Raw genomic sequence first — 19211 nt, 5'->3', positions numbered from 1 at the left:
TTTTTAAGTAATCTCATTTTTTAATAACTTTCAAAGCAATGAAATAAAAAATAAATTATTTGATAACATAAATAAATTGTTATAAATAATTCATATTATACTAATTTCGACTACTTGAATGTGGATTCAATATTTGTTAGCATATATCTGCAATTATTACCAAAATATTATAATAAAGGAGGTTTGTGTATTGATATAATTAATTTTGTGTAGCGTAATAGTTGCTCTTTTTTGTTACATTAAATTTTAATGTATTCACAAAAACAGATATAAAAATTTATCTACATACTTCGATTAACATAATCTTTTTCAATTACTTGTACCCCGAGATCACATGCTTCCCTAATAGGAAAACCTCACATGTAAACTAAAAAATTAATCAAAACACCAGCCTGATTTAATTAAACTTCCCAGGAAAAGCAAATTGTTATTATTAGTAAGGATACTTACGTAATATAATAAAATTTCGTGGAGGAATATTCATGAAGAACTTATTTGGCTTAGCGTTTGTAGTAGTAATAGCACTAAGTATGTCACTGACTACATCATTGACTGCATTTGCCAGTGAAGATGAGCCCGAAGTTAAAAGTGAAACTGAAAAAGAAGTCTCTTTTTTTAATGAGAATGAAGCGGCAAATATTGCTTTGCTTTTTGTACTAAAAAATAAAAGTGAGGAAAACAACTGGGACGAAACTACAATGATTGATGAAGTTTACACCCTGTATGATACAGACGGTTTTGTTACTGGGTACACATTTAATTTGAGTACAAACGGATCATATAGTGGGTATGTAACAGTTTCTTCTAATATAAATGAAATGCCAATTCAAGAGTTTTCTTATGAAAGTGCACCAATATTTGAAGAAAATTTGGAAGCAGCAACTCTCAAGGAAATAAAGTTAAATGATTCTTCTAAGAAAGAAGATGAGAAAAACAGAATTATATACTCTGGTCCATTACAGTATTATCTAGAATCTAATGGAAAATATTACGATATGGATGAAAAACAGATTAAAAATCGAGAAAAAATCAAAAAAAGTAAAAGTGAGTTTGAAATGAGCGATGAAATAGTCCGAAAAAATCAAGAGTTGAAAAATATTATTAATGGTAGTTATATGGGAAAAAGTTATGAAGGTCAGATAGACGGCTACGTAATTGACGACAGATACGCCTATATGGAAGATAGATATGGTGATTATGAATATGAAGATGGAATCTCTTTATCGGGATACGTTGGTTTGGATATGGATGATTATGGTGGTGATAACGATTGTGTCCTCGTTTCAATAACTGCAATGGCAAATTGGTATGAGGAACAAGGGTATTCAGATATCCCAAGTACTACAAGTGCTATTTATAGAGATGTGCTGAAAAAAGCGAAAGATAATGGCTATACTACAGCCGATGGAACTCCTCCTACTAAAATAGATAATATAATTGAAGATAGTTTTAGTGAATGGGGTTACGACGGAAATGCAAGTAACATATACTTATGGAACTTTAAAACTTTCAAAAATGAAATTGATGATGAAAGACCAGCTTTGTATAATCTTGGTTCTGGCTACTATGAAAATCACACAATTTCTGTCTTTGGGTATAGAATATATGATGTTGCAGATTTCTTATTGGTTAAGGATAATTGGTCTACTTCAACGAGATATATTCATTTCTCGGAAATGTGGGATGAAATTGGTAGCGTGACAACTTTTGAAATAAATTAATAGAACGAGAGCATGTAATATTTACCAAGTAGTGGAGGGCGTTTTTGCAAAATGTAGAGACGCCCTTTTTAGTAATTAATTTTTTAAGTAAAGTAAATTTCAAAAATCCCTTAGAATAGAGTATTGGATTATTTTGACTGTTCATTTAAGGTGCTGGAGGAGAGTAGTTTTGAAAAAGAAAAGGATGATTCTTTTATTAATTTTAATTTTTGTTGGAGGGCTATATTCTATTACTTTTATTCCTAAGAAGTTAGTTACTATTCAACCGTCGAAAGTATCCAAAATAGAAATATTTGATGGGAATCGTGGTGAACTAGTTACTGTAACTGATGATGAACCGAAGGAGTACATAATTTCCAATCTTAATAAGATAACTTTTAGGAAAGGAAACCTTAGTATCGGGTATATGGGGTACAAATTCCGAATGACTATTTATGATGATCATGGAAAAGTATACAAAGAAATTATAATAAACAATAGTGAAAAAATAAGATATAGAAGTTTCTTTTACACTGGTGAATCAGAAAAAATTGATGATGAGTATATTGATCGCCTTTTTGAGACAAATAGATGAATATTTGATTCTATGTTGCATTAAGGGATAAAGATAAAAAAACGAATTGGAAGTCAAGAGAAAACTTGCTGGAAGAAAGAGTCCTCGATAAAGTAATTTAACTACTGTATCGTAGACTCTTTCTTTGTAAATTATATGTCTTTAACTATTTTCGTGATGTTCTAGGGTATTATACGTAGATGTATTATCTATAATTACACCTCATTAATCAATTTTGCTTTATAAACTCGCAATATCAGCAAGCTCATGCAACAGCTGTTCTTCCAAATGAGCAAGCTCGAACATTTTTTTATGGACTTTTTTTCGCTGACTCGGTTTGTTTCCTGAGCTCAAGCACTTGATCATCCATTGATGGATGAAAAGCCATTGTTCCGCAGCCTCCTGATATCTAACGGATATCTCCTGAAGTGCGGGCAGGCTCAATTCTTCAGAAACAGCCTCTAGAAAAATGCTGTATCTTGCCCGGCTTATGGGGATTTTCATGGATCGCATCAGCATATATTCGGGAGACTCTGAAATAATCATATCGGTTTCCAGGTACGCGTCGGCATACGCTTTGATATGCTCTCCTACAAGGGAGGGCTGGACATGATCTTCGGTGCTGGCCAGGGTTGTCCGCAGTACGTTGGACCTGTCGATGGGGAGGAGCGCATCATCGCAAAGCGTAAAAAGTCCATAAAAGTGGCAGGCTTGCTCGAAATAGTCAAAATCCAGGGATTCCATCGGCCTTCCATAGTAGGCGTCCATTAAATAGATCTTGTTGCAGGAGCGATCCAGCCCGATAGCCAGGCAGGCATGACTGGTATGCAATCTTTTGTAGGCCTTGCACCAAGGGCAAGAGTAGGAATCGAATCCGAGCAATATGGGCATGCCGTAGGCCAGCCTTGTTTCCAGCAGGTTCAGCATAAAGGTTTTGTCCATAGCCGGATCATCACGCTCCACAAAGCGGAGGTTGATTCCGTGATAAGCAGCCAGGTATTCCATGCTGGTTTGGGGAATGGATACACATTCAATCAATGGCTGATCGGGAAACCGCTGTTTCGCAAATGATAACTTCCAAGCATTCCCATACATATACTTGCAGTCTCTTCCAAGCCATAAAGCAACGGAGAAAATAACATCGTCGATGCAATTATGAATGGTCGGATGAGTTGTGCTTTTAATGGGCTGAATGTCGAGCACTATAAATCATCCCCTCTAGAATCGAATGATAGTGATATTGCTGCCAATGGCGGTAGCTGGCCGGAGTCATTCCGCTGTACTCGCGGAACAAACGGTAGAAATACTTCATATCGCCGATTCCAACCTCCAGGGCAATATTCTGGATGCGCATATCCGTAAAGGCAAGGAAAACGCAGCTGTACTTCATGCGGATTTCCTGGAGCATCTGAATGAAGGATTTCCCGGTTTTGTATTTGAACAAGCGTTGAAAATGACGGGAACTGATGGAGATATATCGGCTGATTTCCTGAAGCGAAATACGCTGGTTGAAATGGTTAATCATGAACAGAATGACATCATGAAACGGGTCATTTTCCGTCTGAGGCTCCTCATGAAACGGAACCTGCTTATGCGGGTCAATGATGGAGAAAAGCTTGCATAATAAGGAATACATCGCCGGCAGGCTGGTGGAGGTCTGGTTGGAATAAGTTTTTTGCAGGTTATTGAACAAATCGGTAAGCTCCATAGCTTTATCCCTATACCCGGACCAGCTTGTCTGTTTCCGGAGGAGCGCTAATCGGGCAAGGTCCGCTTCGGAGAGGGACCCGGATAATTCCGGGGGAATATCGAAAATTTCACGCTTGAGCAATACATTCAGAATGCGAAGGGGCCGTGAGCCTGTAAAGTCCAGCGGCTGAAAGACATGAGTCACACCGGGGGGAATGACAAACAAATCTCCCGGCTCTACCCGAATTTTATCCTGGGCAATATAGTGGATACCCTCTCCCTCATAAACGTACGCCAGTACCATGAAAGCATGTTGATGGCATACGGAAGTCAGTGTTTCCTCCGATAAGAGCATTTGCAGCGGCGAATTGCGGTCGAATAGATAGTCTGCGGTTAATACTGGATAACTCCCCATGGACAAACCTCGCTTTCTATTCTTTTGTTACAGAATATTACAAATATATAAATTACTCTCTAGTATAACTAAATAGTTTGGCGTATTCAACCATATATTGGAAAGTAAAATTTTGCTATATTTAAGTTAAAAACCACAAAGAAATGAGGGCAAATACGATGCAGCAAAAAATAATCGCCATTATTGCCGAAGTCAAGGAAGATCCTGAACTCATCCGCTCTCTTGACGGCTCATCCGATCTGATGCTTGATGCTGCGCTGGATTCCTTGCAAATCATAAATTTTATTCTGCGGGTCGAAGATGAGTTTAATGTGGAGATTGATTTTGACAGCTTTGAACAGGAGCATCTGAAATCCGTAGAAACCTTCTCCAACTATATTGCGGAACTCGTCAGAGTGCAGGTATGAGCAGCTCGGTTCATTGCGGCAGCTTCGAAGCGGAGCGCTATTGGCGGGAGGAAGCGTTGGCTGCGTTGCCGGCCTTGCCCGATGCCGGGGCCATGTCTATCATTTCAGCGCTGGATGAAATGCTGTTTGTGTTTTGCGTAAGCGGGGATATATTGCTGACCCGCTATGGCATGAACCGGGACCAGTACGATTATTTGCATTCCCTAGGTTATGCGTTCAAAGCTAACTTGGAACCGCTTACGTTAAGCGGCGGGGAAGGGCCGGAGGCGCAGGAAGGGATGAATGTTTTTCAATTATTGGGGGGGTTAACGCTGGAAGACCCGGCTGGCGCACTCATCCCCCAAGGGGCTGCGCTTGAGCCTTTTGCTGTTTTGCCCGGAGCGGCAAGGATGGTTCAGCGCTATGGTTTATTGCCCGATCTTCCGGATGAACAAACGGTTCGGAGGGTAAATACCAAAGTCTATTCTATCGCCATGCGGGACAGGCTGTCCTTGCCCAATGTGGGAGTTGTAGTCCACAGCAGTCAGGAGTTGCTGGATAAGGGACTGGAATTGCTGGAGAATGGGCCGTTTCTGATTAAGGATGACTACGGGGTATCCGGCAAGGGAAATCAGACAGTGGATTCGGAACGCATCTTGCACAGATTGGCCGGATATCTGGAAGCCGGCAGAAACAAAGCCAAGAAAATACGTTTTGTACTGGAGCCTTTACTGGATCGGGAAATGGATTTCTCCTGCCAGTTTTACATCGATCAGGACGGTACGGTTACGATTCTCTCTGTGCAGCAGCTAATCAATAACGGCTTCGCCTTCGGTGAATCCCATTCCCCTGATGCCACTTTACTTGAAAGGCTGGATCGGGAGCGCTATTTTGAACTGATGCACAGGATTGGAACCGAGCTTTACGCAGACGGCTATTTTGGACATGTATGCGTTGACTCGATGTTGCTGCGCGATGGAACTCTGGCACCTTTGGTAGAAATCAATGCCAGAAAGTCTATGAGTCTGATTAAACGCGGGTTTGATTGCTATCTTGGTGAGACGGACATTCGAACCTGTCTGATCCAGGCGGCGCTTCTCGCCCGGGAGGATGCCTGTTACCCGGCTCTGCTGGAGCAAATGGAGCAGGCCGGCATTTTGTTTGCCAAGGGAACCGGGGAGGGGGTGCTTCCGCTAACCTCGGGAGCTCTGAACCCGCCAGGCAAGGCCCGTTCCTCCGGGCCCCGCAAAGGCAAGCTGTATGCGGCTGTTGCCTATCATGACGAAGGCCACAAAAAGCAGCTGTTGGATAAGTTGGGTTCGGCTCTGCAAAACACCGGGTTTACCATGCTTCGTTGATGAACGGCCGCAGGAAGCAGTATGGGTTATACAAAAAAGAAAAGGAAGCGAGCAAATGAACAATACCGTGACAATACTATGTTCCGGCTTTGGACTAGGCTTCTATGTTCCCGGATTGCTGATTGAGCGGAAGCTTCATGCCCTCGGGATTAAAGCGGAAACGGAGGTCTTCGAAAGCTTGATGGCCGATGACAAGCGGAGGATGACGGACAGTAGCCGTAAAGCGTATCAGCAAAATTTTTCCGTAGCGCTAGGTTCGCAAAAAATACCGGGAGACATTCGCAACAGTCTTGATCCGGCGGAGGTACAAAGCTTGTTTGAGCGTTGGCGGAGAGAAGACCGGCAGCATTTCATTGCTCTGTCCGGGCATTGGGTTCATATTCTTGACATGTTTCGGGAAGCTGCGGGCTCCCCGGTTTATGCCGACTTGCTGTATGTGGATTCCGATCTGTCCCCTTCCTGGAAAAACCTCCGCAAACTGAATCCCGGATATGCGGGGCCATATCGGGAGGTGAGCATGTACGACCGCGAAAACAAGGATGTGCTGTGGCGATTGGATGTGGAGGGTTTGCCGCCGCTGCCGTATACGGCAAGAAACGGCCGGCTTGTTGTCCATGGCGGAGGCTGGGGCATTGGAACCTTCCGTGAGAAGATTGATGCGCTGGAAGCGGCGGGTTACGAGCTGGATATTTCCGCTTATAGCGTGGACGAGATTGGCGAGGATACGGGCGGGAGGCGCTATTACATGATAGACCCGGAGTGGCGCACCTGGGTTCGTGACAGCAGCGGGACGTATACGTTTCCCCGGTTCGGCAGGGTAAGCCGGAGCGAACAGCACTTTCAGGCCTGTGCGGAATATGGCCAGGGGTTGTACGGCATCATCCGGCAGTCGGCGGCGATGATCAGCAAGCCGGGGGGAGGAACTTTGCTGGATTCCCTCTCTTCGGCTACTCCGCTTGTGCTGCTGGAGCCTTTTGGCCCTCATGAGAAGATCAACAGTGACATCTGGGAATCTCTTGGCTTCGGTATTCGTTATGACAAATGGCGGGATTCGGGCTTCGCGGCGGAACCGTTGCAGCAGTTGGCCCGCAATTTGATGCAGGCCAGAGAACGTTATCCCGATTATATCGCCAGCTATGCGGAACGGCTGTACGCCATGGAAGGAAGAGAATGAAGCAGGGCGAGGGCAAACGGAAGGAGGGTAAAGTATGCAACCTAACAGTAAGGTGGCTTTGAATGACCAATCGTTCGAGGCGTTGAAACGGACGATTAAAAACGTAGTTATCCCCCACAGAAGGCGGAAGCTGAATCCGGGGTTTAAGACAACCATGCCGGAAATTATGTCCTTGAAGCTGACCAACCGCTGTAATCTTCGTTGCAAGCACTGTTACCAATGGAATGAATCCGGCTATCACCATGATATGGACCAGGCGGAGCAAAATCTGGATATGAGCCTAGACATGATCCGCAGGCTGCTGGAAGAGACGGATGAAGCGGAATCCCGTTTGTATTTGTGGGGAGGGGAGCCGCTTTTTCACAGAAATTTTAGTGAGATTCTGGATTTATTGAAGGAGCATCCCCGGGACACTACAATTTGCACCAATGCGTATTTGATCCAGCAGTATGAGCAAGGGATTTGCCAAATATCAGATCATCTGGAGCTGCTGATTCCGATTGAAGGCTTCGCCGAGGAGCATGACTTGCTGCGGGGAAAAGGATCATTTCAGAAGGTGATGAACAGTGTGGACCGGCTGCTTGAACTGCGGGAGCAGGGATTATTCCGCGGTAGAATTTCGGTACACAATGTGATCAATGATCATATGATCGGAAGGCTGTACGAACTGGTGGAATTTTTCGAACAAAAGGGCGTTGATCTGGTGCTGCTCTGCTTTCCATGGTACATCTCCAACGAGACGAGCCTGGATATGGATCGGTTCTACAATGAACATTTCCAGTGGCTTGGGGAGTTGGATCCGCATCACCGCAGCAGCTGGCATGCTTTCAAATATCATCTCCAGCCCGAAAAAGTGGAGTCTCTGATGGCGGACCTGGGGCGAATCAACGGCCGCACCTGGCGCAATACACGGATTCGTTATCAGCCGGGGCTTGATTTTGATGAAATCGAGGCTTTCGTGTCCGGCAAGCCAATGGCGCCCCGCAGTTCGTCCCAATGTTTGGCGCTAAGTACCAGAGTGGATGTTTCGCCCAATGGCAATGTGAGCGCGTGCAAGTTTTTCGCGGAGTTGTCGGTCGGCAATGTGCAGGAGCAATCGCTGACGGAAATATGGAATTCCGATCGCTACGATCGGCTGCGGTGCATTCTGGATAAAAATTTGTCCCCGGCTTGCTCCAAATGCAATGTATTATACCTGAATACTTCGTCATCGCTGGTACACCTATGAAGACCGAAGGCAGCAAGCTTTCCTGCCGGTTAGGCATACTGGGCGCTTCGGCTATTGCCGGGCCCGCCTTGCTTGATCCTGCGCGGGATGTCCCGTCCGTCACCGTACACGCCATTGCCAACCGCACGTTGTCGAAAGCCGAGAGGCTGGCGGAAACGTACCGTATTCCGAGAATCGCAGCCCATTTGGATGAGCTGCTTGACATGGAGGAACTGGACGCGGTCTATATCGCCCTAAGTAATGAGCTCCATGCCGAATGGGCCATCAAAGCGCTGGACGCGGGCAAGCATGTCCTGGTCGAGAAGCCCATTGCCCTCAATCCGGATGAAGCGGACCGGCTAAGACAAGCCAAGCTTCGTAATCCGGCGACGAGGCTTGTGGAAGGTCTGATGGTGGCGCATCACCCTTGGCAGGAGGCACTGAGATCTATCGTGGAATCAGGACAATACGGGCAGCTTCACCGAATTCGAACCCGGATTTCCATACCTGCCAGGGACAGGCACTTAGGGAATTACCGCAGCGTCAAGCAGCGTGGCGGAGGGGTTTTTGCCGATCTGGGCTGCTATTGGCTGCAGTTTGTGCAGAGGCTGGCCGGGCTTGATTGTACGGAGATCTCCGCCCAGTCCGATTTTGATGGCCCGGATGGGTGCGATTGGACCTTTCAGGCAGAGCTGCGTTATGGCAGCAAACTGAAGGCGGAATGCCTTGTCTCTTATGACTTGCCTTACCGGGCTTCGCATGCTCTTTATTTTGATCAGACCGTACTGCTGGTTCCGGACTTCCTGCGGGCCATTAAAGGGTTTTTCAAAATGAAAATTCGCCATGACCTGCCCGCTGACCGCAGCACCGTTGTGGAATTTGCGCCGATGCATTATTATGTGAACCAGCTTCAGGCTTTTACGGAAGTCATTAGCGGCGCGCGTGCGGAGGAATACGAGAAAGCGTTGGAACGGGTGGAGCTTCAATCTGCGATCTTGGCGGCTGCTGAACAGCGTTAGCGGCTACCGGTGAGAAAGCAGGGCGTGAATCAAAGAGCCTGCATTCTGCGGTACAGCCGTATAGGATGCAGGCTTTGTTTCGTTTAAGGAGGAGGCTAACGGTCCTGCAGGGGAGGGGCCTGGTTCACCCAGTTCCGCTCGTTATTTTCGACGTATATGCCCAAAGCCTGATCGAAGGATAACCCAGGATTATAAAAAACCAGCATCATCGTTGCGAATCGTGCACATTTCTCCGCGCTTGGCTGCTGCAGAAGCTCTGTGGCCAGTTTCCGGAAATTTTTCGGCTTTTGTGGAGCGGCCTCTACAGCTTCCATGAGGGATTTATGTCCGGAAAACAGAATGCGATTGACAGCGAGAATGATGCGGCCGCTGAATAATACCAGATTGCTTACGGCATGGGCCATCAGATAGGGATCATTTTTCTTGCCGGCTTCCTTGGCGAAATAAAAGGCGTATAAATATAGCTGGGCGGAAAAGTCCCGCAGATTCTTCTCGCGGTTCTCCTCGGGATAAACGGAGATTCGGGACAGCAGCTCATCTAATCCGGTTATGGTGGAGTAAACGGCTTTGGAACCGATAAACGAATGTCTTGTCGGTTCGCTGCCTTCCTTGGCGGCAAGCTCCAAAAAGGGCAGGCAAATGACCTTCACATCCACATAACCTCCTTCATATGCGCTGACGGAATGATCCGCAAATGATAGATGACGGTCCCTGCGCCGTATCTCGTAAGCCTCCTCCGTCATCAGCAGATAAACATCCACATCCGAGGTTTCCTTGGCCGTTCCGTGAGCAATCGATCCGCCGATCATAATGGCCCGGCAAGAGGAATCGGACTTCCACTTTTCTATAAAATTGTCCAGCGTCTGTTTATGATGATCGAACATTTGCATCGGGTTCATCCTGCGGTCCCCCTTTTATAATGAAATATATGGAAAAATAGTTTGAATCAAGGTATCATCTTTATATTCTTCCATCAGCTATGAAAATACCCTTCTGCTGAATATTACAAAAAAGGGGCAATATTAAAATGTTTAAGAAAATCGGCGCTTGACCGGGGACAGGTTCGATAACGTAAAAGAGCGCGAAAAAAATCTAACGGATGTGAGCGACACTATTTGGGCAAAAACGAGCGAATACAAAATGTAACGGTTGCCAGCCGAGCTTATTTTCCTTTTTTTCGGCAGTAATAGGGCGGTTTTGACTAAATAAGCGCGATGACAACCGTTAGCGCAGAAGATGTTGCGGTTAGCCTGATCATTCGAGATTAACACGTTAGTCAGGCGCAGATTTTGAGGTTGATTCCCATCTCGAACATTAATTTTTTAAGTAAAGTGTTGCGTTGCAAACCGCTTTGTTTATTTTTTTAACTATTTGTGCTATATGATCTAAATATTTATTGAAATAATAGAGACATATTTTCATTTTTTACGAATGATCTATAATCAACTTAAAAGGAAGGAGGGGCGGTGCATGGATGAAATCGACCTGCAGATTTTGCAAATTTTAAAAGCTAACAGCCGCACTACCAGTTCCGACATCAGTAAAGTGATTCATTTGTCCGTCCCTTCCATTGCGGAAAGAATTCGGAAATTGGAGAAAAACGGGGTGATCGATCAATTTACCGTCAAACTGAACCGGCGGGCGATGGGGCAGCGTTGTATCGTGTATATTTTTGTGCAGCTGGACGGTTCGGCGGAAACCCAAAAATTTCGCGAAGCCATCGTTCAATCGGAGCAAGTGCTGGAATGCCATCACACCTCCGGAGAATACGACTATATGCTAAAAGTGGCACTTGCGGAAATTTCTGAACTCGAGGAGTTCATCATGTACACCTTAAAAGCTAACCACAATATCGTCAGGTCAAACACCGTGTTCATTCTCTCAACATTAAAAGAAGAGTAGGGGAGTGGACGTTATGGCCTGGGAATGGTTGCTTAAGGGCGTTTTATTGGGTCTTGCGATTGCTGCGCCGCTAGGTCCGATCGGCATTTTCTGCATTCAAAAAACATTGTCGTCGGGATTTAAAAGCGGACTGTTTAGCGGTCTGGGGGCGGCGACGGCAGATGCCGTTTACGGCAGTATCGCCGGGCTCGGACTATCCTCCGTCATATGTTATTTGTTGGGGTATAAAGCTCTTTTTCAAGGCTTAGGCGGATTGTTTATTTGTTACCTCGGCATTAAATTTTTTATTAAAACTCCACAAGTCCATCTCCAAAAACAACCGCTGCAAAAAAGTACGTTAAACTCCTATACGGTGACCTTCCTCCTCACCTTATCCAATCCGATGACGATCGTATCTTTTCTTGGAATTTTCGGTGTTTCCGGTGTTGTTTCTTCATCGGCCAGCGGCAAGGAAATTTCTTTACTGATCGGCGGTGTCTTCCTGGGATCAGTGCTTTGGTGGCTTTTTCTGGTGAGCGCGGTAAGTTTCTTCCGGGCAAAGATTCTAAATGGTCCTAGACTATCTATTTTCAATAAACTGTCAGGCCTCGTTATGTTAGGATTTGGCGTCAGCGCGCTCATCCAATTCATAAAATGGGCATAAAAACTTCGGCTTGACGTACCGCATCAACAGCGCTATAGTATGTAAATGCTCTAATATTTTAGTTCTAAATTAATTAGTTATTAAATAGTTTTGAACTACCAATTGTCGCCTAAAGTACGTGTTCAAAAAGGACGGTTTTCAGCACCGAGAAGGTTGGATGAAGGGAGGAGGAATGCATGGTCAAAAAGGAAGAGCTGTTTGAAGTGACCTCGATGTTCCGCACCCTGCTCAAATCGATCTCACAGGAGTGGAACAAGCGCGGCAGGGAATACAACCTAAGTTTCCCGCAATACAAAATGCTGTATATTCTGGATATGTCGGGAACGCAAAAAGTATCGCAACTCGCAGAGTGCCTCGGAATCACACCGGCGGCGATTACGGGGATTACCGACAAGCTGCTTACGGAAGGTTATGTCAAACGCGAGCGCGCGGAAATTGACCGCAGGGTTGTGAATATTTCGATTACTGAACTGGGCAAAGATATCATCCGGCAAGTGAACGAAAACCAAAAGGAGATGATTGACGGGATATTCAATCAGCTCCGGGAGGAAGATTTGCAGCATTTGCGGCGGATATTCGCCCTGTTGCTGGCGAGTTTAGAGCAAACCAAAAATTAATGGAGATGAAACAGACAACAATGGAACACCTTTCTTTAAAGCGGAAAATCACGATTATGATCGCCATTATGGCGGCGATGTTCTTCGCCGCGATTAACCAGACGATCGTAAGTACGGCGATGCCGCGGATTATTTCGATTCTTGACGGCATGGATTATTATACCTGGACGATCAACATTTACTTGTTAACTTCGACGATCGCCACCGTTCTGGTCGGCAAGCTGTCCGATATTTACGGGCGGAAGCCTTTTTTGCTGATCGGGATATTATTTTTTATGGCCGGGGCCTTCATGACCGGGACTTCATCCAATGTGTTTCAGTTTATCGCATACCGGGGGATTCAGGGGATCGGCGCCGGGATTATTCAATCAACGGCCTTTACGGCGGTCGGCGATTTGTTCCCGCCGCGTGAACGCGGCAAATGGATGGGCCTGATGACTGCGGTGTTCGGTTTCTCCAGCGTGCTGGGGCCGACGCTTGGCGGATATTTGGTTGATCATATGGATTGGCATTGGCTGTTCTGGATTTTCCTCCCGCTCGGCATTGTGGCTTTTTTCATGATTCTTAGCTTATTTCCAAAAATGGAACGCGGCAAGTCGCATGCAATCGACTACCTCGGTTCGCTGTTCATGACGACGACGCTTGTGCCGCTATTGCTCACATTCTCATGGGGGGGCACGGAATATGCCTGGAATTCGGCGCCGATTATCGGCTTGATCGCGGCCACGGCGATTTCCGCTATCATTTTCATATTCGTTGAATCCAAGGTGAAAAATCCGATCCTGCCGCTTCGCTTATTCAAAAACAGCATCGTTACCATCTCAAATATTATCGGCTTCCTGATGAACTTCGGGATGATGGGCGCGTTGGTTTATCTGTCCTTTTTCGTGCAAGGTGTGCTTGGCATTTCGCCGACCTATGCCGGTTACGTGACGATGCCGATGTCGATCGTGATGGTCGTATCCAGCGCGATTACCGGGCAGTTGATTGCCAGAAAAGGAAAATACAAATCGTTTGCTTTGCTCGGGGTTCCGATCATGATTGCCGGCATGGCCATTATGATCTTTATGAACAACGTGCCGCTGGCCGTGCTGAGCATGATCGTGTTCGGCTTCGGGCTTGGCCTGGGGATGCCGGTGTTCTCGCTCGCTGCACAAAACGCGGTGCCGCATCAGGAGCTTGGGGTCGTCACCGCTTCGACGCAGCTGTTCCGTAACCTCGGGGGAACGATCGGGATTGCGGTCATGGGGATGGTGATGTCCAACAACCTGACGAAAAATTTGAAGGCGGAGATGCATTCCTCTTCCGCTCCGGATTTGAGCCAGGTGGATCCAAAAATGTCCGAGCAGATTCTGGCCTTTGCCAATCCGCAGACCTTGATGAACAAACCGCTGCTGGAGCAGACGCAGGCCGGCCTGCCCGCCGACGTGCAGCCGCTGTTCGCACAGATGATTCAAGGGATCCGCGATGCGCTCGGAACGACGTTGTCTACGGTGTTTTTGACCGGGACGCTCGTACTCGTGGCAGCTTTTGTTCTGGTGTTTTTCCTGAAGGAGCTGCCGCTGCGGTCCACGAACCAGGCGCCAAGCCCATCGGCTGCGCCTAGCGGAGGACCGGAAGGCGCGGTTCAAACCGCCGCCCCCAATCAAGCGTAGATAGGTTTTGCATACGGAAGAGAGTCACGTCTTTTAGGCGTGGCTCTTTTTTAACACTATAGAATTTATAAAATATCGGGCATGGTAGAGGGCGATGCGCAGGTAGAGTGGGGAGGAGAAGAGGAATTAGGGGGCTAAGGGACACCAGAGCCGTTATTTTCGAAAAAACGAGAGTTTGCAAAATGTAAACGGACACAGATGACGTTATTTACCTCAAATCGTCCTGGATGAACGGGTTTAGAGCAAATAGGGTCACGTGTGTCCGTTAGGCTGGGAAATACCCGGGAAATGGGCGGATAAGGTCGCTGGTGTCCGTTAGAGCAACGTTCAAAGTAGAAGTCCAAAGTAGAAGTCAGAGCCACTAAAGGACGCCGTCAGGCGTTTTTCTTAATTGAATTGACCGGATCAGCTGCAAAAGTGCACTCTATCTCGTAGGTATTTTTTCTTAATTTTTTTTGTCAAGAAATTGTCTAGTTCTATCAAATATATGTATACTTGATGTAACATACATCACATACATACCCAAGGAGAATAACATGAATGTTGTCCTAATCGATGATGAGAACTTGGCTTTGAACTACTTGGAGCATCATTTGGAAAGCATGTACGGAATTCATGTCGCTGGCAAGTTTATCAATCCGATCGAGGGCAAGGAATTCATTCTTCGCACGGACATCGATGTCGTGTTTCTGGATATCCATTTGCCCGAAATCAGCGGCATTGAACTGGCGGGACAACTTCTGCAGTTTAAGCCTCGGCTTAATATCGTCTTCGTTACGGCTTATGATGATTATGCCATTAAAGCCTTTGAATTGAATGCGCTTGATTATATCATGAAACCGCTGCGAAAAGAACGGCTGATGATCACCCTGGAACGCATCCGGGATCGCCTGGAAAGAGTACCGGCGGCAGTGGCCATGGCCAAAGAAAAGCTGCGCGTATGCATGTTTCAGCAACTGCAAATGACATTGAAAGATCATCCGTATCCGCCGATCCGGTGGCGAACGTCCCGGGCCCAGGAATTGTTCCTTTATTTGCTGCAGCATCGCGGCAAGCTTGTGCGAAAATCGGCCCTGATCGAATTGCTCTGGCCGGAATACGAGCCTGGCAAGGCCTTTTCCCAATTATATACGGCGATTTACCATATTCGGAAAACCCTTGAGCCCTTTAGCCCTTATTTTCATATTTCGAATGCAACGGATGGGTATGTGTTGAATCTGGAGCATGCGCGGTTGGATGTGGAGGAATGGGAACGTTTCATTCTTTCAGGGTATCCGGTGGGCGAAGCAACGATCGGCGATTATGAAGGGATCATGGAGCTGTACCAGGGGGATTACTTGCAGAATTACGAGTACTGGTGGGCGGAAAGCGAACGATTCCGATTAAAAACGTTATGGCTCCGCGCCTCCTTTCAAATGGCCGAGTGGTACGATTCCGGCGGGCAGCGGGACAAAGCGGTGGAAAAATATCTCGAAATTTGCAACCGGTATCCCTTGGCGGAAGAAGCGCATTTTGCGCTGATGAAAATATACGGGGTGCTGGACAATCACCTTTCCGTCCATCGTCAGTACCGCTTGCTGACCGCGATTTTAACAGAGGAATTAAACGAGCGGCCAAGTCCATACATAACCGAGTGGTACCAGCAGTGGGCCGATGAAAACCAAAGGGCTCTCCCCGGACAGCTTTAAGCTGGGGGAGAGCCCTTTGGTCTACATCGGAATGCAAAAACGGACGGTCGTTCCTTGATCGGGGGCGCTTTCGATTTCCAAACGGCGGCCGTACAGCTGCGTAAGGCGCCGGTCGGTGTTGCGGATGCCGACCCCCGTGTCGCGGCGATCCGGCGAATCCAGGAGCTGGCGGACTTGTTCCGCGCTCATGCCAAGGCCGTCATCGCTGACGGATACCTCATATTCGCCGGCCAAACGCTTGATGCGAATAACCACCTCGCCGCCCCGGGATCGCTTAAGGATACCGTGATTCACGGCGTTTTCCACCAGCGTTTGGATGGCCAGCGGCGGCAGGAAAAAGTGCAGGTCCGGATCGAGCTCCCACTGTACCTGAAGCCGTTCGGCAAATCGTTCCTTCTCGATAAACAAATACGAGCGGACCAGGGAAAGCTCGTGGTAGACGGGAATCTCCCGATCGCAATTGTGAAAATCGAAGCTCGTCCGCAAATAGTTGCTGAACTCCTCCAGCAGGGCCTGCATTTTTGACAGGTCCATGGTTGCCAGCGCGGCGATGGAATTAATCGTATTGTACAGGAAATGCGGCCTAATCTGGGCTTGCAGCCAAGCCGCTTCGATTCGCAGCCGCTCTTCGATCGACAGCTTCAATTGGGTTAATGCCTGCACCCGGGACCGGAGCTCCCAGGAATCCACCGGTTTGGTGACGTAATCGTTGGCGCCCGACTGAAAGCCGGTAAGAATATCCTCCGGACGATTTCGCGCCGTAAGAATCAGGATTGGAAGCTCGGAAATCAAAAACCGTTTGCGAATCGCCTGCGTCAATTCGTACCCCGACATGCCGGGCATCATCACGTCCGAGATCATGAGATCGAACCGCATGTTGTCGAGAAGGGGCAGCGCTTCGTCGCCACTCGCGGCGGTAGTGATCTCATATTGGACCGAACCGAGAATGTCCGCGAGTATTTTCAGGTTTAACCGGTCATCGTCCACAATGAGCAATCTCGGTTTGCTGACCGCCTCCGGGGGAAGTTCCGCAACAGCTTGGGCCCTATGGCCCGCTGCGTCCCGTATGCCAGCTTCGTCGGCAAGCTCCGCCGCAGTTTCGGCATAGGAATGGAAAACATCATGGGCGAGAATAGGTTGCTTCGAAACCTCGGTTTCTTCTCCGGCAGCGGGGAGCGTAAAGGTGAATTCCGATCCTTGGCCGAGTGTGGATTGCACCGTGATCGTCCCGCCGTGAAGCTCTACCAGCTGCTTGCAGATGCTGAGGCCCAGTCCGAACCCTCCGCCGGCTCGCGCAGCGGTCGAATCTCCCTGCTCATAGGGCAAAAAGACCCGCTGCCGGGTTTCCTCGTCCATGCCGATCCCCGTATCCCTGATGTGAATATAAGCCATGCCGTCCACGACTTCCGCATCCAGGGAAATTTTCCCCTGGTCCGTAAACTTGATCGCATTGTACAGCAAATTGAACAAAACTTGGATGAGCCGGTTTTCGTCCGCTTTTACGGCGGGAAACCCGTCCGGAATATTCACCTCAAGCTCGATCGGCTTACCGTTTAACATGAACCTGAGCATTTCAAAAATACCGCCGATAACGGATTGGACGCGAACCGGTTTGATTTGCAGCCGGACGGTGTTTTGCTTCAGCCGCCCTATATCCACCAGGTCGTCCAGCAGCAGCGACATGCGCCTGGCCACGGACAACTGAATCTCCAGCCTTTGGCGATGCTCCTCGCTCGTAGGGTGAACCGGATCGTCCAGTACGCTTTGCGTGATATTCATAATCCCATGCAGCGGATTTCGCAGTTCATGCGACGTATTGACGAGAAAGTCGTCTTTTTGCTGGTTGGCGAACTGCAGCCTTTCGGCCAGGCGCTTCGTTTGCGTCGTCGCCCTAAAAAACCGCCTGAACCAAAAGGCCGCAAAGGCCAGCACTGTGAAGATCAGGTCAAACGGATAAAACGTCAATTCAAAGGATAGTTTGGCCGCAGCAATGATCCAGACGATATTGTTTCCAAGGATGGCGCAGGCCAGCAGCAGGAAGAAGACGTCTTTCTGCTTACGGGCGGCGGCTTGCAGAATGTAACCTGCGATCCAGACAGATAACAGTAAAATAGGCGCCAAAAAAATTTTTTCCGACGGTATGACGTACTGCGACGGTGCGATCAGCACAAACAGCGCATAGCCTGAAGCAAGATAGGCAAACCAGCGTACCATTTTTAGCTGGCCGTATTCGGGAAACATGTTTTTAATGAACGGTGGGATGAAGGAAACGACCCCCACGTAAGACAATAGAACGATTTTAAGGTCGATTTCATACGACATGGACGGCAATAATATGAAAAGAATCTTGTCGTCAACGCCCAAAACGCTGATTACCGCACATAGGATGACCGCCGAAAAGTACAGCAGGCCTCTATTGGCGGCTCCCAAAAAATACAGCATGATGGCATACAGGCCATGAACCAGAAAAACGACGCTAAGCAAGCCTTGCAGTGTTATGGAAAGCGCAGTTCGCTGATTGATCGCATCCATTGTGCCGAAGCGGATCGATTTGGTAATACCACCTTCTCCGGCATGGTTTGCGGCCTGAATTACGATTTCATAGGTATCGCTGCCTTTAGGAAGGCTTACGGTGTAGGGGCGATGCCCCGGCTTGTACGTTTCGATGTGTTCGGAAGGGATCCCCTTGCCGCCGGTGGGTTGGCCGTTGACGTAAACGGCGGAGGCCCGCGATATTTCGGCGATTCGCAATGCTAGCGTTTGAGGAGCCGGTTCGTCCAGGAAAATTCGCAGCCGATACGTTCCGTAAGTATAGCTTCCTGGATGATCGTCCGGAAAATATTTATCCCAAGCGGCGGGCACCGGAACAACGACTTTCCCGGGCTTAGCAGTTGAGGGGCTCGTAAAGTCCGAGTCCGGCGCCGAATCCGGTGCGGATTTCAGCCACTGATTCGGATAAAATTCCCACTCCCCGTTGAGGGTGATCGTATGGTCTGGCGGAAACTCCCATCCCCGCAAATCAAGAATGCCGTTCGCGGCGGCGGTCGGCTGCTCGATCGTATGATGAAAGCTAAGCCAGGCAAGCCGGATTCCGTTGATCGCGGCTAGAAATAGCAAAATGAGTATAATTTGTTTTTTATACGTTCTCATAATCTATGAAGATTCGACATCTGCGGCGGAATTC

The 19211-nt window shown here is 47.7% G+C and carries 16 protein-coding genes; 12 read left to right on the top strand and 4 right to left on the bottom strand.

Annotated elements, in window-relative coordinates:
• The first annotated feature begins 482 nt into the window (after positions 1-482).
• Positions 483-1721, top strand: a complete 1239-nt coding sequence (locus ACLD72_RS18285) for a hypothetical protein (protein WP_411000540.1) — start codon at positions 483-485, stop codon at positions 1719-1721.
• A gap of 169 nt (positions 1722-1890) precedes the next feature.
• Positions 1891-2295, top strand: coding sequence for a hypothetical protein (locus ACLD72_RS18280; RefSeq protein WP_411000542.1), 405 nt, complete (start codon positions 1891-1893; stop codon positions 2293-2295).
• Positions 2296-2514: 219 nt separating this feature from the next.
• Here the strand turns inward: ACLD72_RS18280 and ACLD72_RS18275 are convergent, their stop codons facing one another.
• The gene (locus ACLD72_RS18275) at positions 2515-3477 is read right to left on the bottom strand and encodes a hypothetical protein (protein WP_411000544.1); all 963 of its coding nucleotides are present in this window, start codon (positions 3475-3477) and stop codon (positions 2515-2517) included.
• The gene (locus ACLD72_RS18270; RefSeq protein WP_411000546.1) at positions 3455-4378 is read right to left on the bottom strand and encodes a helix-turn-helix domain-containing protein; all 924 of its coding nucleotides are present in this window, start codon (positions 4376-4378) and stop codon (positions 3455-3457) included. Before ACLD72_RS18270 ends, ACLD72_RS18275 begins: the two co-directional genes overlap by 23 nt.
• A gap of 158 nt (positions 4379-4536) precedes the next feature.
• Here ACLD72_RS18270 and ACLD72_RS18265 point away from each other — a divergent pair, with 158 nt between their 5' ends.
• The 5 genes from ACLD72_RS18265 to ACLD72_RS18245 all read left to right on the top strand — a co-directional run bounded on the left by ACLD72_RS18265 (position 4537) and on the right by ACLD72_RS18245 (position 9522).
• Positions 4537-4785, top strand: coding sequence for an acyl carrier protein (locus tag ACLD72_RS18265; RefSeq protein ID WP_411000548.1), 249 nt, complete (start codon positions 4537-4539; stop codon positions 4783-4785).
• A complete protein-coding gene (locus ACLD72_RS18260) occupies positions 4782-6122 on the top strand; it encodes a hypothetical protein (RefSeq protein ID WP_458476102.1) in 1341 nt (446 codons plus the stop codon). The genes ACLD72_RS18265 and ACLD72_RS18260 overlap by 4 nt, the downstream gene beginning before the upstream one ends.
• Positions 6123-6189: 67 nt before the next feature.
• Positions 6190-7296, top strand: a complete 1107-nt coding sequence (locus ACLD72_RS18255) for a UDP-glucuronosyltransferase (RefSeq protein ID WP_458476101.1) — start codon at positions 6190-6192, stop codon at positions 7294-7296.
• Positions 7297-7330: 34 nt separating this feature from the next.
• Positions 7331-8524 carry a radical SAM protein gene (locus ACLD72_RS18250; RefSeq protein ID WP_411000551.1) on the top strand — a complete coding sequence of 398 codons (1194 nt, stop codon included), beginning with the start codon at positions 7331-7333 and terminating at the stop codon, positions 8522-8524.
• Complete coding sequence (locus ACLD72_RS18245; RefSeq protein WP_411000553.1) at positions 8521-9522, top strand: Gfo/Idh/MocA family protein; 1002 nt, start codon at positions 8521-8523, stop codon at positions 9520-9522. Before ACLD72_RS18250 ends, ACLD72_RS18245 begins: the two co-directional genes overlap by 4 nt.
• Before the next feature lie 95 nt (positions 9523-9617).
• Here ACLD72_RS18245 and ACLD72_RS18240 read toward each other — a convergent pair whose 3' ends face one another.
• Positions 9618-10421, bottom strand: coding sequence for a nucleotidyltransferase domain-containing protein (locus tag ACLD72_RS18240; protein ID WP_411000555.1), 804 nt, complete (start codon positions 10419-10421; stop codon positions 9618-9620).
• A gap of 571 nt (positions 10422-10992) precedes the next feature.
• Here ACLD72_RS18240 and ACLD72_RS18235 point away from each other — a divergent pair.
• The 5 genes from ACLD72_RS18235 (at position 10993) to ACLD72_RS18215 (ending at position 16027) form a co-directional block, all read left to right on the top strand.
• A complete protein-coding gene (locus ACLD72_RS18235) occupies positions 10993-11424 on the top strand; it encodes an Lrp/AsnC family transcriptional regulator (protein WP_251592543.1) in 432 nt (143 codons plus the stop codon).
• 13 nt (positions 11425-11437) lie between these two features.
• Positions 11438-12067 carry a LysE family translocator gene (locus tag ACLD72_RS18230; protein ID WP_411000557.1) on the top strand — a complete coding sequence of 210 codons (630 nt, stop codon included), beginning with the start codon at positions 11438-11440 and terminating at the stop codon, positions 12065-12067.
• 176 nt (positions 12068-12243) lie between these two features.
• Positions 12244-12684, top strand: a complete 441-nt coding sequence (locus ACLD72_RS18225) for a MarR family winged helix-turn-helix transcriptional regulator (protein ID WP_411000559.1) — start codon at positions 12244-12246, stop codon at positions 12682-12684.
• A gap of 20 nt (positions 12685-12704) precedes the next feature.
• The gene (locus ACLD72_RS18220; RefSeq protein ID WP_411000561.1) at positions 12705-14339 is read left to right on the top strand and encodes an MDR family MFS transporter; all 1635 of its coding nucleotides are present in this window, start codon (positions 12705-12707) and stop codon (positions 14337-14339) included.
• Positions 14340-14875: 536 nt separating this feature from the next.
• A complete protein-coding gene (locus ACLD72_RS18215; RefSeq protein ID WP_411000563.1) occupies positions 14876-16027 on the top strand; it encodes a response regulator in 1152 nt (383 codons plus the stop codon).
• Between the two features lie 21 nt (positions 16028-16048).
• Here ACLD72_RS18215 and ACLD72_RS18210 read toward each other — a convergent pair whose 3' ends face one another.
• A complete protein-coding gene (locus ACLD72_RS18210) occupies positions 16049-19177 on the bottom strand; it encodes an ATP-binding protein (protein WP_411000565.1) in 3129 nt (1042 codons plus the stop codon).
• Between the last annotated feature and the right edge of the window lie 34 nt (positions 19178-19211).

This window comes from Paenibacillus lacisediminis (assembly GCF_046567315.2).
The sequence above is the reverse complement of the archived record's forward strand: the minus strand, read 5'-3'. Positions and strand labels throughout refer to the sequence as shown.

Coding starts and splice junctions, on each gene's coding strand:
- ACLD72_RS18220 (WP_411000561.1), top strand. CDS start 12,705: ATGGAACACCTTTCTTTAAAGCGGAAAATCACGATTATGATCGCCATT.
- ACLD72_RS18240 (WP_411000555.1), bottom strand. CDS start 10,421: ATGAACCCGATGCAAATGTTCGATCATCATAAACAGACGCTGGACAAT.
- ACLD72_RS18215 (WP_411000563.1), top strand. CDS start 14,876: ATGAATGTTGTCCTAATCGATGATGAGAACTTGGCTTTGAACTACTTG.
- ACLD72_RS18235 (WP_251592543.1), top strand. CDS start 10,993: ATGGATGAAATCGACCTGCAGATTTTGCAAATTTTAAAAGCTAACAGC.
- ACLD72_RS18285 (WP_411000540.1), top strand. CDS start 483: ATGAAGAACTTATTTGGCTTAGCGTTTGTAGTAGTAATAGCACTAAGT.
- ACLD72_RS18230 (WP_411000557.1), top strand. CDS start 11,438: ATGGCCTGGGAATGGTTGCTTAAGGGCGTTTTATTGGGTCTTGCGATT.
- ACLD72_RS18265 (WP_411000548.1), top strand. CDS start 4,537: ATGCAGCAAAAAATAATCGCCATTATTGCCGAAGTCAAGGAAGATCCT.
- ACLD72_RS18210 (WP_411000565.1), bottom strand. CDS start 19,177: ATGAGAACGTATAAAAAACAAATTATACTCATTTTGCTATTTCTAGCC.
- ACLD72_RS18245 (WP_411000553.1), top strand. CDS start 8,521: ATGAAGACCGAAGGCAGCAAGCTTTCCTGCCGGTTAGGCATACTGGGC.
- ACLD72_RS18225 (WP_411000559.1), top strand. CDS start 12,244: ATGGTCAAAAAGGAAGAGCTGTTTGAAGTGACCTCGATGTTCCGCACC.
- ACLD72_RS18270 (WP_411000546.1), bottom strand. CDS start 4,378: ATGGGGAGTTATCCAGTATTAACCGCAGACTATCTATTCGACCGCAAT.
- ACLD72_RS18250 (WP_411000551.1), top strand. CDS start 7,331: ATGCAACCTAACAGTAAGGTGGCTTTGAATGACCAATCGTTCGAGGCG.
- ACLD72_RS18260 (WP_458476102.1), top strand. CDS start 4,782: ATGAGCAGCTCGGTTCATTGCGGCAGCTTCGAAGCGGAGCGCTATTGG.